Below are 14706 nucleotides of genomic sequence, written 5' to 3'. Positions count from 1 at the left end.
CCGAAAAGAGCGAAGACGTTAGTCTTCGGAAGCGGCGTTGGCGCCAGGAGCAGCCTTGGCCTTGCGGTTCCAGTCCTTCTTCTCGGCGATACGCGCGGCCTTACCGGTGCGGCCTCGCAGATAGTAGAGCTTGGCCCGGCGAACGGCACCGCGACGCACCACCTCGATGCCCTCCACGTTCGGCGAGTAGATGGGGAACACACGCTCCACGCCTTCGCCATAGGAGATTTTACGCACCGTGAAATTGGAGCTCAGCCCCTTGTTGGCGCGGGCGATGCAGACGCCCTCAAAGGCCTGGGTCCGGGTCCGTTGACCTTCGACCACCTTCACGCTGACCTTCAGGGTGTCGCCCGGATTGAAATCGGGGATCGACTTGCCCTCGGACATCTTGGCGATCTGGTCCTGTTCGTGTTTGGCAATGATATCCATCGTTCTATTCCTCGTTCATATCTTCCGCGTCGCGATGTACCGTTCCCACAGATCGGGACGCCGCGCTTTGGTCGTTTGCTCAGCCTGTGCAAGACGCCAGGCCCTTACTTTTCCATGGTGCCCGGAGAGTAGAACCTCCGGCACCTCCATGCCCCGCCACTCCCGTGGCCGGGTATAGTGGGGATATTCAAGCAATCCCCGCTCGAAACTTTCCTCGTCGCCCGAATCGGCGCTGCCCATTACCCCGGGCAGCAGCCTGACACAGGCGTCGATCAGGGCCAGGGCCGCCGGTTCACCACCGGACAACACGAAGTCCCCCAAACTGACTTCCTCCACGGACCGGGCCGCGAGCACCCGCTCATCGACTCCTTCATAGCGTCCGCAAAGCAAAGCCACGCCGGGACCTCCGGCCAACTCCGCCACCCGCGCCTGGGTTAATGGCGCCCCACGCGGGCTCAAATATATCAGCGGCACATCCGCCGCGTTCTCCGTCGCCGCCCGGATGGCGGCATCAATCACATCGGCCCGCATGACCATACCGGGACCGCCGCCGAACGGCGTATCGTCCACGGAGGCGTGTTTATCGCGCGCAAAGGCCCGAATGTCCACCGTTTCCAACGCCCAGGCCCCCGTTTCCAGGGCTTTTCCCGCCAGTGACAGGCCGAGCGGTCCGGGAAACATCTCCGGAAACAGGGTCAAGACCCTGGCTGTCCAAATCCGGTCGGCCTCTTCACTCATCCTTCTCGGGCTCCTCAAGCAGGCCCGGCGGTGGGTCCACCACCAACTTTCCACCCGCCAGATCCACCGTCGGCACCACCGCCTTGGTGAAAGGGACCATCAACGGCTTGCCATCGACCCCGGTGATCTCCAGCACATCTCCGGCACCGAAATCAAACGCCCAACGCACCGTCCCCAGGGCCGTCCCGTCGGGCAACTCCGCCTTCAGGCCTTCCAGGTCCGAGTAATAGAACTCGTCCTCTTCCGGTTCCGGCAACGCCGCGCGGGGCAGATAGAGCCGCGTCCCTTTCAGGGCATCGGCCTTGTCCCGGTCAGTCACCCCGTCGATCCGGCCCAGCAACTGGCCCTTGTGTGAGCCGGTCAGGGTGAGCACGAATGCCCGGGTCCCGTCGGCGCTTTGCAGCGGCCCGTGATCGACCAGGGTCCGCGGATCCTCGGCAAGACACTTGATCCGCAGTTCGCCCTTAAGGCCCCGCGCCCCGGTCACGGCACCCAGGCAGATCAGCCCGGGCGGGTCTTCGGAATGGCGGTCGACCATGGAAGGCGAACCGGCCGATTACTCGGCGGCGGTCTCCTCGGTCTCGGCCGGGGCCTCTTCCGCGGGAGCCTCTTCAGCAGGGGCTTCCTCGGCGGGCGCGGCGGCGGCCTCGGCAGCGGCAGCGGCAGCAGCGGCAGCGGCTTCCTCGGCGGCATCCTTGGCGGCCTGGACTTTCTCTTCCTTCTCGCGCTGACGCTCCTGCGCCTTTTCCTTCGGCAGATGCTTCTTGCTCTGCTCGCGATAGCCCGGCTTCTCGCCCAGACCAGCGGTGGCCATCAGGTGGGCAACCCGCTCGCTCGGCTTGGCGCCGGTGCCGACCCAGTATTGAATGCGCTCGGCATTGAGCACGATGCGTTCCGGATGATCCTTGGCGACCATCGGATTGTAGGTGCCGACCTTCTCGATGAAACGGCCATCCCGCGGGCTGCGGGAATCGGCGACGACGACACGGTAGAACGGCCGCTTCTTGGCACCACCCCGGGACAAACGAATTTTCAAAGCCATAACTTGATACTTCCTTCTTGGTCTAGGTGTTCACTTGTTCAATTGATTTAGCGACCGGATCCAAAAGGCGGCATGCCACCCATGCCCTGCAACGCGGACATGCCGCCTCGCATCATGCCTTTCTTACCCAGCTTACCCATCTTCTTCATCATGCCGCTCATTTGCTGGAACTGCTTGAGCAGGCGGTTGACTTCTTGCACCGTCGAGCCGGAACCCGCCGCGATGCGGCGGCGGCGCGAGGCATTGAGCACTTTTGGATTTTGCCGCTCTTTAGGTGTCATGGACTGAATGATCGCCTGCTGACGCGCCACCATCTTGTCGTCGATGTTGGCGTCGGCGAGCTTGTCTTTCATCTTGCCCATGCCGGGCAGCATGCCCAGCATGCCCTCGATATTGCCCATCTTACGCAGTTGGCCCAATTGCTCGCTCATGTCTTCGAGGGTGAATTGGCCTTTCAGCGCCTTCTTGGCGGCCTTTTCGGCGTCTTCCCGATCGATGGTCTCGGCGGCCTTTTCCACCAGACCGACAATGTCGCCCATACCGAGAATACGTCCGGCGATCCGGTTGGCGTCGAAGCTTTCCAGGTCTTCCAGCTTTTCGCCCACACCCATTAACTTGATGGGGCAGCCGGTGACTTTACGCATGGACAGGGCCGCGCCACCCCGGGCATCGCCATCAACCCGGGTCAGGGCGATGCCGGTGATACCGACCTTTTCCTGAAACTCCTGGGCTACGGTGACCGCGTCCTGGCCGGTCATGGCATCGGTCACCAGCAAAGTTTCGGCGGGCTTGGCCACGTCGCGAACCTTGGCCACCTCGTCCATCAGGGCTTCGTCGATATGCAGTCGGCCCGCGGTATCCAGGATGACCACGTCGTAGCCTTCGCGACGCCCCACATCCATGGCCCGCTTGGCGATGGCCACCGGTTGCTCGCCGAATACCACCGGCAGACAGGGCACCCCGGTCTGCTCGCCCAGCACGGCCAGCTGCTGCTGCGCCGCCGGGCGGTAAATATCCAACGAGGCCATCAATACTTTTTTGCGATCCCGCCGGGTCAGGCGCAGAGCCAGCTTGCCCGAGGTGGTGGTTTTACCGGAGCCTTGCAGGCCAACCATCAAGATGGCCACCGGCGGCGCCGATTGCAGGTTGATCTCGGATCCCGCCTCGCCCGCTTCGCCGCTGAGCATTTCCACCAGACCGTCGTTGACGATCTTGACCACCATCTGGCCCGGGGTCACCGAACGCAGCACTTCTTGACCGATGGCCCGTTCTTTCACCGTGTCGACGAAGCTTTTGACCACCGGCAACGCCACGTCGGCTTCCAGCAGCGCCACGCGCACTTCGCGCAGGGCTTCGGAAACGTCGGCCTCGTTGAGGGCACCACGCTTCTTTAGGCGTTCAAAGACATCGCCTAGCCGGTCTGAAAGACTCTCGAACATGGGTCGCGGGGCTCTTTCTCAAAACGGTTGAACCAAACACCAACGGCGCCAGTGCGCGAAACTCGCGGATTGGCGGCGCCCCGTAAGGCGAAGGGTGACAAATATCCCTCGGATGTGGACGGCGGACTTTATGGATCGTCGTCGCCTATGTCAAGGCCCACGGCGCGACCCGTTTTCCTTTTCCCTGAAGCGCCGCCCCGGACTCTCCGCCCCTGACCCGCAGATTGCATCTGAACAATATTTTATGCCGATGAGGTATTTATTCAAATCATAATTGCGTTTATGATTAACCTTCACGACAGGGGAATCGAACTCATATGACTTCCGACAAATTCGGGCATAGTCGCGGTACCAGCAACAATCATGCGACTCAGGAGCCCACCAACGATCCCCGGGCTTCCGAACCGCACCCCATTGATGTCGCCGTTGGACAACAGATGAAGGAGCGACGAACCGGTTTGCGGATCAGCCGCAAAGTGCTGGCGCGGGACATCGGCGTCTCGCCCCAACAAATTGCCAAGTATGAGCATGGATTAACCCGTATCTCAGCCAGTGCCCTCTACGTCATCAGCGATACTCTCGGCATCCTGGTGGAGGAACTCTTTCACGGCGTGGATGACCGTTTGTGCACGGTTGGTCCCACCGATTCGGCGCCCCTTGACAATCATGCGCTGAAGAATGACCTCATGGACTTTTTAGAGGTATATGTCCGCATTGAAAATCCGGTTATCCGTCGCACATTGCTGGATGTAATACGCGCCATGGGTAGCACGGAAAGTTGACCATTAAGGCTGCGAAGGCCCTGGCGAAGAAAATAATGGGTAGCATTTTGCATTCGTGAATGTGATAGTATGCGCACTAACGTACAGTGATTACGGGTGAAACGAAATCACTTGAGATACCTAATCAGGGGATAAGGGCAGTATCATGGAAAAACGGCGTACAAAGGGTTCGGCGGATCCCATCGACAAATATGTCGGCACGCGGGTCCGGGCCCGACGGATGGGTTTACGCCTGAGCCAAACCAAGCTGGGCGAGGCCATTGGGGTGACCTTCCAGCAAGTTCAGAAGTACGAAAACGGCACCAATCGCATCGGATCCAGCAACTTATTCAAGATTTCCCGCGTCCTTGATGTGGATGTGAGCCATTTCTTCGAAGGCATCCCCGATGCCACCTTGGTTAACAGCGGCGTACCGGTACCCGGCATGTCCGACCAGCCTCAGGTGACCTTCGATCATGATCCGATGAATTCCCGCGAAGCCATCGAGATGATGCACAATTATTATCGCATCGCCGACGAGGATGTCCGGAAAAAGCTCTATCAATTCGTGAAATCCCTGGCCAATAGCTATACCCAGGGACATGACGAAGAGGGCGATTGAAGAATAGGGCGCAATCGACCTTTAAGGAATAAGGACGGGCTGCAACGGGGTCGGGCGGCCCGTTTTCTTTTGCCTTGCATTCGGCATGTCGCTGGACAGGCTCCCGATCTCGGCCCTATATATCGCCCATGACTGGACGCAGCTTCATAAAGATGCACGGCCTGGGCAACGATTTCGTGATCTTCGATGCCCAAGGGACCCCTTTGTCCCTGACCCCGGCCATGGTGCGATTGATTGCCGACCGCAACAGCGGTGTCGGCTGCAACCAACTTGTGGTCATGGAGCCGCCCACTGACAACGATTCCGATCTGTACATGCGGATCTACAACGCTGACGGCGGGGAGGTCGAGGCCTGCGGCAATGCCGCCCGCTGCGTGGCCGCCCTTGCCATGGGGGAGCGCGATACGAACAGCGTTCTCATCGAAACCAAGGCCGGACAGGTGGAGGCTCACAACACGGGCACGGGAATGGTCACCGTTGACATGGGCCCGGCCCGCATTCAATGGGATCAGATCCCCCTGGCCAGTGCCATGGATACCCTGCATGTGGATATCGCGGCCGGACCATTGACGGACCCGGTAGCGGTCAGCATCGGCAATCCCCACGCGGTGTTTTTCGTCGAGGAGGCCGAGGCCATCGATCTGGAAAATCTCGGCCCACAGGTGGAAAACCATCCTCTGTTCCCGCTGCGCACCAATGTGGAAGCGGTCCAGCTCCTGGCCCCGGACAAGCTGCGCATGCGGGTCTGGGAGCGTGGTGTCGGCATCACCCAAGCCTGCGGCACCGGCGCCTGTGCCAGTCTGGTCGCCGCCCATCGACGCGGCCTGACCGGCCGGCAGGCGGATGTCATTCTGGATGGTGGCTTATTGGAAATAGAATGGCGTGACGATGATCGCGTGCTCATGACCGGCCCGGTGGCGGCCACCTTCACCGGCCACTTGCATCCCGATCTGCTGGCCGAGCACCGTTGAGCCATGGCCGCGCCCGCCCGCATTGTCACCCTGGGATGCCGCCTCAATACATATGAGTCCGAGGTCATGCGCGCCCATGCGGATCGCGCCTCGCTGACCCGTGACACGGTGGTGGTCAATACTTGTGCTGTCACCGGCGAGGCCGAGCGCCAGGCCCGCCAGTGTATCCGTCGCCTGCGCCGGGAACGGCCCGAGGCCCGCATCATTGTCACCGGCTGCGCGGCCCAGCTGCACCCGGAAGATTTCGCCGCCATGCCCGAAGTGGATCAGGTTCTGGGCAACCGGGAAAAACTGGAGGCCGGAGCCTATGAAGAAGGCGCCGATGATCTGCGCGTCTCGGACATCATGAATGACGCCGCAATCGATTTTCCGGCCCTGACCACCTTTGCCGAACGCACCCGGGCCTTCGTGCAGATCCAGCAAGGCTGCGATCACCGTTGCACCTTCTGCATTGTCCCCTTCACGCGCGGACCCGCGCGGGATCTTTCCCCCGACGAGGCGGTGGAGCGGGTGCGAAGCATCGTCGAGTCCGGTCACCGCGAAGTGGTGCTGACCGGGGTCGATATCGCCTCCTATGGGCCCGGCTTGGGGGCCCTGTGCCAGCGCATCCTGAGCGCGGTGCCGGAATTGCCGCGTCTGCGCCTGTCCACCGTTGATCCGGCGGTGATGGACGAGGACCTGTTCCGGCTGATGGCCGAGCAGGACCGCCTGATGCCGCATGTGCATCTCAGCCTGCAATCGGGTGACGACACGATCCTCAAGCGCATGAAACGGCGCCATTCGGTGGCCGATGCCCTGACTTTCGCCCGACGCCTGCGCGATGCGCGGCCGGAGATTGTCCTGGGGGCCGATCTGATCGCCGGGTTTCCCACCGAGGATGAGGCCATGGCGCTGCGCACCGAAGAGACGGTGCAAGCGCTGGATCTGGTCTGGCTGCATGTGTTTCCTTACTCAACGCGCCCCGGAACGCCAGCGGCGCGCATGCCACAGGTTGCCAAGGCCACGCGCAAGCAACGGGCGGCGCGGCTGCGGGCCATGGGCGAAGAGCGGGCCGCCGGCCATTTGCGAGAAAAGGCGGGACGCACCGAAACCCTGCTGATCGAAGAAGGCCGGCAGGCTCGCTGCGCCGATTTCACGCCGGTGGAACTGACCACCGAGGGCCCTGTCGGAAACCTGATCCCCGTCACCCTGCGCCTCCAAGACAACAAGCTTTGCGGAGAATTGGCATGAGCTACAAGGACATCGTCGATCGTGCGGACGAACAGGACGACGGCGACCAGAAAAGCGGCTGGCTGGGCAAGCTGAAGACCGGGCTGAGCCGCTCCTCCACCAAGCTGGTGGGCGGCATTTCCGATCTGGTCACCAAGCGGCTGCTCGACGATGACGCGCTCAACGACCTGGAAGACCTGCTCATCACCACTGACATGGGCATGCCCGCCGCCACCCGGGCGGTGGAAGCCATCGCCGAAAGCCGCTTCGGCAAGGAAAACTCATCCGAAGAGATCCGTGAAGAAGTGGCCGCCGTGCTCACCGAGAGCCTGGAACCGGTGGCTCATCCCTTGCGCCTGAACCCGGAGTTGAAGCCCCATGTGGTGCTGGTCTGCGGGGTCAACGGATCGGGCAAGACCACCACCATCGGCAAGCTCGCCAAGCAGGACGTGGACCAGGGCAGAAAAGTCATGCTGGCCGCCGGCGATACGTTCCGCGCCGCCGCCGTTGAGCAATTGAAGATTTGGGGCGATCGCACCAATAGTCCGGTGATCGCCCGCGAACTGGGCTCCGACGCCGCCGGATTGGCCTTCGACGCCCTGGAACAGGCCAAGACCGAGGGCGCCGACGTGCTTTATATCGATACCGCCGGGCGACTGCAAAACAAGGCCGGACTGATGGATGAGCTGAAGAAAATCATCCGCGTCATGCGCAAGGTGGACGAAACCGCCCCGCACACCTGCCTGCTGGTGCTCGACGCCACGGTGGGCCAGAACGCCCTGTCGCAGGTGGAAACCTTCAAGGCCATGGTCGATGTGGACGGCCTGGCGCTGACCAAACTCGACGGCACCGCCAAGGGGGGTGTTATCATCGCCCTGGCCGATAAATTCGGCCTGCCCGTCCACGCGGTCGGCGTCGGCGAAGGCGTCGAGGATTTGCGCCCCTTCGAAGCCCGGGCTTTTGCCAGAAATTTGCTGGGGCTGGAGGCGTAAGGGCACAGGCCCCGACGGCGCACCCGGAATAACGGTGACCCAATAACGGTGACGCAGTACTAATTATCCGAGACCAAGGGCCCGCCACCGCTCCAATCAAGTCCCGAGGACGCCTGGGACGGCACGGGCCGTGCGGGGCGCTGAACAGGCCGTTTGACACCCCGAGCATCCGGCTTAAATCAGAGGCGCATCCGCAACCAAGATACCGTCGGGGTCGCAATAGACGTATTGCCCCGTTTCAAACAGAACATGGCCGAAAGCCACCGGCACATCAACGGCACCAACGCCTTCTTGCCGGGGCCGGATGAAACAGCTCCCCAGTGCCTTGACGCCAATATCAATACCGCTCATCTCCGCCGCGTCGCGGATGGCGCCGTGAATGATGATCCCGGCCCAGCCATTGTCCCGCAGGACAGCCGCCTGGATATCGCCCAACAATGCGGTGTTCAAGGAGCCGCCCCCGTCGACAACGATCACTTGGCCGTTGCCCGGTTCCTGAAACAGGGCCTTGGCCCGTTTGGTGTCTTCCATGGTCACGATGGTACGGATCGGGCCACAGAAGTGGTTTTTGCCGCCAAAGTCGATGAAAGGCAGGCTGCAACGCCGGACCTTTTCCGGGTGGGCGTCGTTTAGATCGGCGGTGGCGAAACGGTCGGTCATCGGATCCTCCTTTCTAGCGCGTGTCGGGTCCAATCGGACCCGCTAGACACGCGCGACCTTATTGGAATCGATCACGTTTTTCATGTTTGATCGAATCCGATCAAACACGACATGATTCAGGTGCCCGGGTCAAGGTGCCCGGGTCTGGGCATCGCGCACAAGGGCTGCGAGACGGTAAAAGCCATGGGCCATTTTCGAGTTGGGCACCAGGATAAAAAAGGCAAATACCGCACCCAGGTGCAAGGCGAGCAGGCCCGCGACCCAGCTTGTCCCGGTCGCCGCATAGAGGGCCAGGCCGCTCACGGCAACGACAAACAGCAACAGCACGAAAGCCATCTCGCCCCCCCAGGCCGAAGCCGCGCCGAGGGATTTCTTGGCTTTGGTCTTTAGAATAGCGAGCCCCCCACTGCCGACCGCCAGCCCGATTCCTCCGGGCACCCCGAGCAGCTTGGGCAGGCTGATCAGGTCATAGGGGGCCGGGAGATCCATCAGGTAGTGCATCACGGTGGCAAAGCCGGTGGCCGCGAAGCAAAGCATGAATCCGTACAGCACCGCTTGATGAAACCAGCGGCGGGCGTTGGAGTAGCGGTCGCCAATCTCGAAATTGCACCCTTGTCCCTGGCCGCCGGAGAGGTCTTTCAAGCGGGCCGCATGGGCCAGCGCATGGATGATATATCGGGGCCGGATCGCCGTGCCCTCGACATGCTTCCAATAGCGACGCAAACCAATACCCATGACCAGCAGCGGCAACAGAAACGCCGGGACAAAAACCGCGACCATCACGTTATGCGGCATGACCGCGTAGAAACCGTCGCCGTCGCCCTGCCAACCCGCGGCGATGGCCAGAAGCAGACCCACGGCGAAAACCAGGAGCGCCGCGACCGCCACGCCGTGGCGTTGAAACAGGCCGCCAAAGCCCACGGGCCAGGCGAACCGCTCCCAACTGTCTGTTCGCACATCGGCCAGAACCGCCGGGATATTCAGCGCGAACTCATGGGGATGGGTATATTGACAGGCGTAATAACAGCCCCGGCAGTTGTGACACAGGTTGGCCAACTGAGTCACATCGCCATCGGAAAACACTCTCTTGCGGGTAATGGCGGGAAACACCGAGCAGTAGCCTTCGCAATAGCGGCAGGCATTGCAGATTTCCAACTGGCGGCGGGCTTCCGCAAGGGAATCAAGCGGCATGGGAGGCGGCCTCCCGTCCAGCAATGCGACCGAACACGGTCCCGATGGTCATCCCGAACCCCGCCAAATATCCTTGTCCCAGAATAGAGCCGGCCATGATCTCTCCGGCGGCCCAAATATTGTCATAGCGCCCCTCGGGTCCAGAGACCTGGGCCGTTTCGTCGACCTTCAGTCCCAGATAGGTGAACGTCACCCCGGTGCGCAGGCTGTAGCCATAATAGGGCGGCACATCGATCGGCCGGGCCCAGTTGGTCTTGGCCGGGGTCAGGCCCTCTGTCGCCAGGCCATCGAGTTCGGTCGGGTGGAACGGACCTTCCCGGCAGGCGCTATTAAAGGATTCAATGGTGTGCCGGAGCTTCTCCGGGGCGAGGTCGAATTCTTCCGCCAAGTCTTCGATGCTATTCGCTTTCACCGGCGGAAAAACCGAAGGCATGAACAAGTCGAGGCTTTTGGAATCGACGATCACATAGGCGACCTGATCAGGCTGAGCCGCGACCAGGCGGCCCCAGATGGCATAGCGTTTGGGCCAGACGTCTTCGCCTTCGTCATAGAAGCGTTCGGCATCTTTGTTGACCACGACGGCAAATGGCACGCAGTCCAACCGGGTGACGATTCCGCCATCGAACTTCGGCGCCCGTCCATCAATAGCCACCGCATGACACTGGGTCGGATCACCGACGGTTTTCGCCCCTTGGTCCTGCATGTCCTTGAGCACCGCGCCCTTGTTGTAAGGGGTGCCGCGGATCAAAAAATTGCGCGCCGCCGGACCCCAAGCTTCGGCCAGCCAATCCACGTCAGACTGAAAACCGCCGCAGGCGAGGACGACACTTTTGGCGGTGATCTCGCAAGGCTGGCCGGCGATCTCGACCTGAAGGCCCTCGCACCTGGAACCCGTCACCTGCACATGGCGGACCTGGGCCTCGTAGACCAGGGTCACGCCAAGATCTGCCGCCTTGTTGTAGTAGGCATTGACCAGAGCTTTACCGCCACCGAGGAAAAAGGCGTTGGTCCGAGACAGGCTGAGGGTGCCGGATAAAGAAGGCTGGAAGCGGACGCCACGGGCTTCCATCCAAGGCAGGCATTCTTCCGATGTGCGGATGGCCAGACGGGCCAGATCCTCGTTTGTCTTACCCTTGGTCACCAGTCGCAGGTCATTGAAGTATTCGTCTTCTTCGTAAGCGTCGGTCAGCACGGACAGGGGCCCCCGATGCATGCAGCGGAAGTTCCGCGTATGACGGCTATTGCCACCACGATAGGGTTTCGGCGCCCCTTCCAAGATCACGACGCGGGCGCCAGATTCCGCCGCGGTGATGGCGGCGCAAAGAGCCGCATTGCCGCCGCCGACCACCGCGACGTCCCACTGGGTTCCGGCAAGGGTAGGCAAATCGGTCATTGATCAGGCCTCTTTCCCTCACAAAGATTGGCGATCTGGTTTTCGCTGGCTTTCATGACAGGATTCCCGTAAGCTGCCCTTATATTGTATCCTAATGTATACAACTGGATACAATTTTTGTCAAGCCCGATACCGAGATCCGGGACGCGAGGAGCAGGCCCCCTATGGCGCGGACAACCAACCAGAGGATCGCCACCCTTTTCATCGCCGGGGTTGGGACAGCCGTTTTCTGGTCCCTTGAACTGCCACTGCCCTTTTTGTTCGGTCCCATGGCTGCCTGCTTGTTGGCCGCATTGCTCGGACAACCCTTGAAAGGCATGGGGCAGGTTTCCGTTGGGGCGCGGACGATCCTTGGTGTAGCGGTCGGGGCGGCAATCACACCCACTCTGATCGGCCAATTGCCGACCATGGCGGTATCGGTAGCGCTGATCCCGGCCTATATCCTGATGATCGGCTTGGTCGGTATTCCCTATTTCCATCGTGTTGCGAAGTTTGACAAAACCACGGCCTATTACGCCGCCATGCCAGGCGGCTTGCAGGATATGGTCATCTTCGGCACCGAAGCCGGCGGCGATGGTCGGGCCCTGTCGTTGATCCATGCCACCCGGGTGCTGTTCATCGTCACCCTGGCACCCATCTTGGTGACCAATCTGTTCGGGGCCTCCCTCGACAACCCCATCGGTCGACCGGCCTTGGAACTGCCGTTGGATGAAATGGGGTGGATGATATTGGCGGCCTTGATCGGTTGGAAGGGCGGCGAGCGGATCGGCTTGTTTGGCGCTTCCATCCTCGGACCGATGATCGTCACGGCGGGATTGTCCCTCGCCGGATTGATTCATACCCGGCCCCCGGCAGAGGCGATTCTGGCAGCCCAATTCCTCATCGGCATGGGCATCGGCGTGAACTATGTGGGCATTACCGTCGGTGAGATCCGCCGGTTTGTCTTTTCCGGGATGATCTATGTTGTCCTGTTGGCCTTGCTGGCGACATTGTTCTCGCAGATCGTCACCCGCCTTGGTCTGGCCCCGCCGCTGGAAGGCTTCCTCGCCTTCGCCCCGGGTGGGCAGGCGGAAATGGCCGTCCTGAGCATCATCGTCGGGGCCGATCTGGGCTATGTGATCGTCCACCATCTGGTCCGGATCATCCTGGTCATTACCGGTGCGCCCATCGCGGCCCGCCTCATGGGGGTCAGGGCTGCCAAACCTCCGGATTGATCATATGGATGGGCGCACCCTCGGCATAGGCCACCACTTGATCAAAAATATCGGCGAATTGGTTTTCGAACTCATCCTGCGTGACAAAGCCGATATGGGGCGTGCAAATCACATTGGGATGGGCGAGCAACGGGTCGTTCGGATCCGTCATGGGTTCGCTGTCGAACACGTCGATGGCCGCCATGCCGGGACGCCCCTCGTTCAAGGCATCCACCAAGGCATGGGGCGCGATCAACCCGGCCCGCGAGGTATTGACCAACAGGGCATCCGGACGCATTTGGCCCAGGTCTTCGGCGGTGACAAGGCCCCGAGTCGTCGGCTTGAGACGCAGGTGCAGGCTGATCACGTCGCAGCCACTGAAAAACGCCGCGCGGGTTTCGGCGACGGTTTCCCCGTCGGCCTGGGCGCGCTCCCGGCCCTCGTCCGAAGACCACCAAAGAACCTCCATACCGAAGGCCCGGGCATAGTCGGCCACCAGTTTTCCAATCCGTCCATAGCCGTAGAGCCCCAAGATCCGACCGTGTAGGGTCTTGCCGACACCAATCTGCCATTGCCCCGCCTTAGTCGCCGCCATTTGTTGTGGGATCTGACGCATGGCCGCCAGGATCAGGCCCCAGGTCAATTCCGCCGCCGCATAATTGGGGGCGCCGCCTTTGGGCTGTTTCGAACAGAACAGCACCTTGTGGGCGCTACAGGCCGCCACATCCACATGGGGATAGACGCCGCGCTGGCTGATCAGCTTGAGATTTGGCAGGCGCCCCAACAATCCGGCGCTGACCTGCGTGCGCTCGCGGAACAAGACAACGGCCTCGGCCTCTTGCAATCGTTCCCCCAAAACTTCCGAGTCCTGCACGTGATCTGTCCAGACCGTGACGTCGTGGCCGTCCAGTTTGGAAAAGCAGGGCAGTCCCCGCAGGGTATCGAACCAGTCGTCGAGAATATGGATTTTCATTGGCCATTCCACACATGCTTGGACACAAATAGTTCACCGGCGGCGAGCTTACGGGCGGTCCGCACCAGCCCAGCGGCGTTCAGCGAGAAGCCGTCGGTATGATCATAATCGATGATCACATCCATCAAACCCTGAGGATGTTCCAAAACCACGGTGACCGGGCTGCCCTCGGGCCGCCCCAGCAGACCGTCCGCCACCGTTCCCGGGGTCAGGGCACATGAAGCCATGCATTGGGACCCGGTGACAGCCATGGTCGGGTGAGTCGACCAGGGCATGAAATAGCGGGTGGCGATGGTGCCCCCTTTGTTGGCCCGGGCCAGGAGGCCGAATTTGGGAGTCACCGACTTGCGACAATCGCCCATGCCCATCTTCTCTCCTGCCTGCAGACGGACGGATTCCATTTGCGCAAAGAACGCCTTGTTTTCGTCCAATTGCTCCCGGCTTTCATGGCCGGTCAAGCCGAAGTCGGCGGCCCGGGCGATGACCATTGGCATGGCCACATCCATGCAAGTGACCTCGATCTCATCGATGACATCACGCAGGTTGCCGGTCGGCAGAAAAGCGCCGGTGGACGATCCCGCCACGTCCATGAAGTTCAACTCGATGGGCGCGGAGGTACCCGGCACTCCATCAATATGCACTTCGCCTTCATAGCTGACCTGGCCACCCGGGGTTTGGACCTTGGCGACCACGCGGGCGCCGGTATTCACCGCCCGGATTCTCACCTCCGTTGCGCCGACCGTGGCCGGATGCAGGTTCATTTCGATGGCGGCGGGACCGACACCGGAAAGAATATTGCCGCAGGTCGGTTTGAAGTCGACCAGAGATTCTTCCACGGCAACCTGGGCAAAAAAGTAATCCACGTCGGCCCACTCATCGTCCGACCGGGACAGCATGGCCACCTTGGTGGTAACCGCATTCCCGCCACCGATCCCGTCGATATTGAGCGGATGCCCAGCACCCACCGCAGCAACTAACACCCGGGCCAGATGATCCCGATCAGCGGGCAGATCATCCCGCTTGATATAGGGCCCCCGGGACGTGCCACCACGCATGAACAGGAAGGGTATGGCAGTCTGAGCCATGTCTTGCT

At 61.4% G+C, this 14706-nt stretch carries 15 protein-coding genes and 1 pseudogene; 6 read left to right on the top strand and 10 right to left on the bottom strand.

What is annotated here, in order from left to right; translation table 11 throughout:
• Nucleotides 1-18: 18 nt before the first annotated feature.
• The 5 genes and pseudogenes from rplS to ffh all read right to left on the bottom strand — a co-directional run bounded on the left by rplS (nucleotide 19) and on the right by ffh (nucleotide 3648).
• Entirely contained in the window at nucleotides 19-429 is a 411-nt protein-coding gene (rplS, locus tag MGMAQ_RS02885) for a 50S ribosomal protein L19 (protein ID WP_046020354.1), read from the bottom strand.
• Nucleotides 430-444: 15 nt separating this feature from the next.
• A complete protein-coding gene (gene trmD, locus MGMAQ_RS02880; RefSeq protein ID WP_046020353.1) occupies nucleotides 445-1167 on the bottom strand; it encodes a tRNA (guanosine(37)-N1)-methyltransferase TrmD in 723 nt (240 codons plus the stop codon).
• Nucleotides 1160-1705: a ribosome maturation factor RimM gene (gene rimM, locus MGMAQ_RS02875; RefSeq protein ID WP_046020352.1), complete on the bottom strand. Its 546-nt coding sequence runs from the start codon at nucleotides 1703-1705 to the stop codon at nucleotides 1160-1162. The genes trmD and rimM overlap by 8 nt, the downstream gene beginning before the upstream one ends.
• 138 nt (nucleotides 1706-1843) lie before the next feature.
• Nucleotides 1844-2209: pseudogene (gene rpsP, locus MGMAQ_RS02870) on the bottom strand (30S ribosomal protein S16); the annotation flags it as partial.
• A 47-nt stretch (nucleotides 2210-2256) separates the two neighbouring features.
• Complete coding sequence (gene ffh, locus MGMAQ_RS02865; RefSeq protein WP_046020350.1) at nucleotides 2257-3648, bottom strand: signal recognition particle protein; 1392 nt, start codon at nucleotides 3646-3648, stop codon at nucleotides 2257-2259.
• Between the two features lie 317 nt (nucleotides 3649-3965).
• Between ffh and MGMAQ_RS02860 the strand changes: the two genes are divergently transcribed.
• From MGMAQ_RS02860 to ftsY, 5 genes are all read left to right on the top strand, one after another.
• Nucleotides 3966-4430 (top strand): helix-turn-helix domain-containing protein, encoded by a 465-nt coding sequence (locus MGMAQ_RS02860; RefSeq protein ID WP_046020349.1) that lies wholly within the window; start codon nucleotides 3966-3968, stop codon nucleotides 4428-4430.
• Nucleotides 4431-4650: 220 nt separating this feature from the next.
• Nucleotides 4651-5031, top strand: coding sequence for a helix-turn-helix domain-containing protein (locus MGMAQ_RS02855; protein WP_252508669.1), 381 nt, complete (start codon nucleotides 4651-4653; stop codon nucleotides 5029-5031).
• Nucleotides 5032-5159: 128 nt separating this feature from the next.
• Complete coding sequence (dapF, locus tag MGMAQ_RS02850; protein WP_046020347.1) at nucleotides 5160-6002, top strand: diaminopimelate epimerase; 843 nt, start codon at nucleotides 5160-5162, stop codon at nucleotides 6000-6002.
• A 3-nt stretch (nucleotides 6003-6005) separates the two neighbouring features.
• Complete coding sequence (mtaB, locus tag MGMAQ_RS02845) at nucleotides 6006-7232, top strand: tRNA (N(6)-L-threonylcarbamoyladenosine(37)-C(2))-methylthiotransferase MtaB (RefSeq protein WP_046020346.1); 1227 nt, start codon at nucleotides 6006-6008, stop codon at nucleotides 7230-7232.
• On the top strand, nucleotides 7229-8203 hold the full coding sequence (gene ftsY, locus MGMAQ_RS02840) for a signal recognition particle-docking protein FtsY (protein ID WP_046020345.1): 975 nt from the start codon (nucleotides 7229-7231) through the stop codon (nucleotides 8201-8203). The genes mtaB and ftsY overlap by 4 nt, the downstream gene beginning before the upstream one ends.
• A 174-nt stretch (nucleotides 8204-8377) precedes the next feature.
• On the opposite strand, the gene rraA is transcribed toward ftsY, so the two are convergent.
• From rraA to tcuA, 3 genes are all read right to left on the bottom strand, one after another.
• Nucleotides 8378-8863 carry a ribonuclease E activity regulator RraA gene (gene rraA / locus MGMAQ_RS02835; RefSeq protein ID WP_046020344.1) on the bottom strand — a complete coding sequence of 162 codons (486 nt, stop codon included), beginning with the start codon at nucleotides 8861-8863 and terminating at the stop codon, nucleotides 8378-8380.
• A gap of 129 nt (nucleotides 8864-8992) precedes the next feature.
• Nucleotides 8993-10054 (bottom strand): tricarballylate utilization 4Fe-4S protein TcuB, encoded by a 1062-nt coding sequence (tcuB, locus tag MGMAQ_RS02830; RefSeq protein WP_046020343.1) that lies wholly within the window; start codon nucleotides 10052-10054, stop codon nucleotides 8993-8995.
• The gene (gene tcuA, locus MGMAQ_RS02825) at nucleotides 10044-11447 is read right to left on the bottom strand and encodes an FAD-dependent tricarballylate dehydrogenase TcuA (protein WP_046020342.1); all 1404 of its coding nucleotides are present in this window, start codon (nucleotides 11445-11447) and stop codon (nucleotides 10044-10046) included. Before tcuA ends, tcuB begins: the two co-directional genes overlap by 11 nt.
• Nucleotides 11448-11611: 164 nt before the next feature.
• Here tcuA and MGMAQ_RS02820 point away from each other — a divergent pair, with 164 nt between their 5' ends.
• Nucleotides 11612-12661, top strand: coding sequence for an AbrB family transcriptional regulator (locus tag MGMAQ_RS02820; RefSeq protein ID WP_046020341.1), 1050 nt, complete (start codon nucleotides 11612-11614; stop codon nucleotides 12659-12661).
• On the opposite strand, the gene MGMAQ_RS02815 is transcribed toward MGMAQ_RS02820, so the two are convergent.
• Nucleotides 12636-13613: a D-2-hydroxyacid dehydrogenase family protein gene (locus tag MGMAQ_RS02815; RefSeq protein WP_046020340.1), complete on the bottom strand. Its 978-nt coding sequence runs from the start codon at nucleotides 13611-13613 to the stop codon at nucleotides 12636-12638. The genes MGMAQ_RS02820 and MGMAQ_RS02815 overlap by 26 nt on opposite strands.
• Nucleotides 13610-14698, bottom strand: a complete 1089-nt coding sequence (locus MGMAQ_RS02810) for a 4-oxalomesaconate tautomerase (RefSeq protein ID WP_046020339.1) — start codon at nucleotides 14696-14698, stop codon at nucleotides 13610-13612. Before MGMAQ_RS02810 ends, MGMAQ_RS02815 begins: the two co-directional genes overlap by 4 nt.
• Nucleotides 14699-14706 lie beyond the last annotated feature (8 nt).

This window comes from Magnetospira sp. QH-2, from assembly GCF_000968135.1.
Lineage (GTDB): Bacteria > Pseudomonadota > Alphaproteobacteria > Rhodospirillales > Magnetospiraceae > Magnetospira.
The sequence above is the reverse complement of the archived record's forward strand: the minus strand, read 5'-3'. Positions and strand labels throughout refer to the sequence as shown.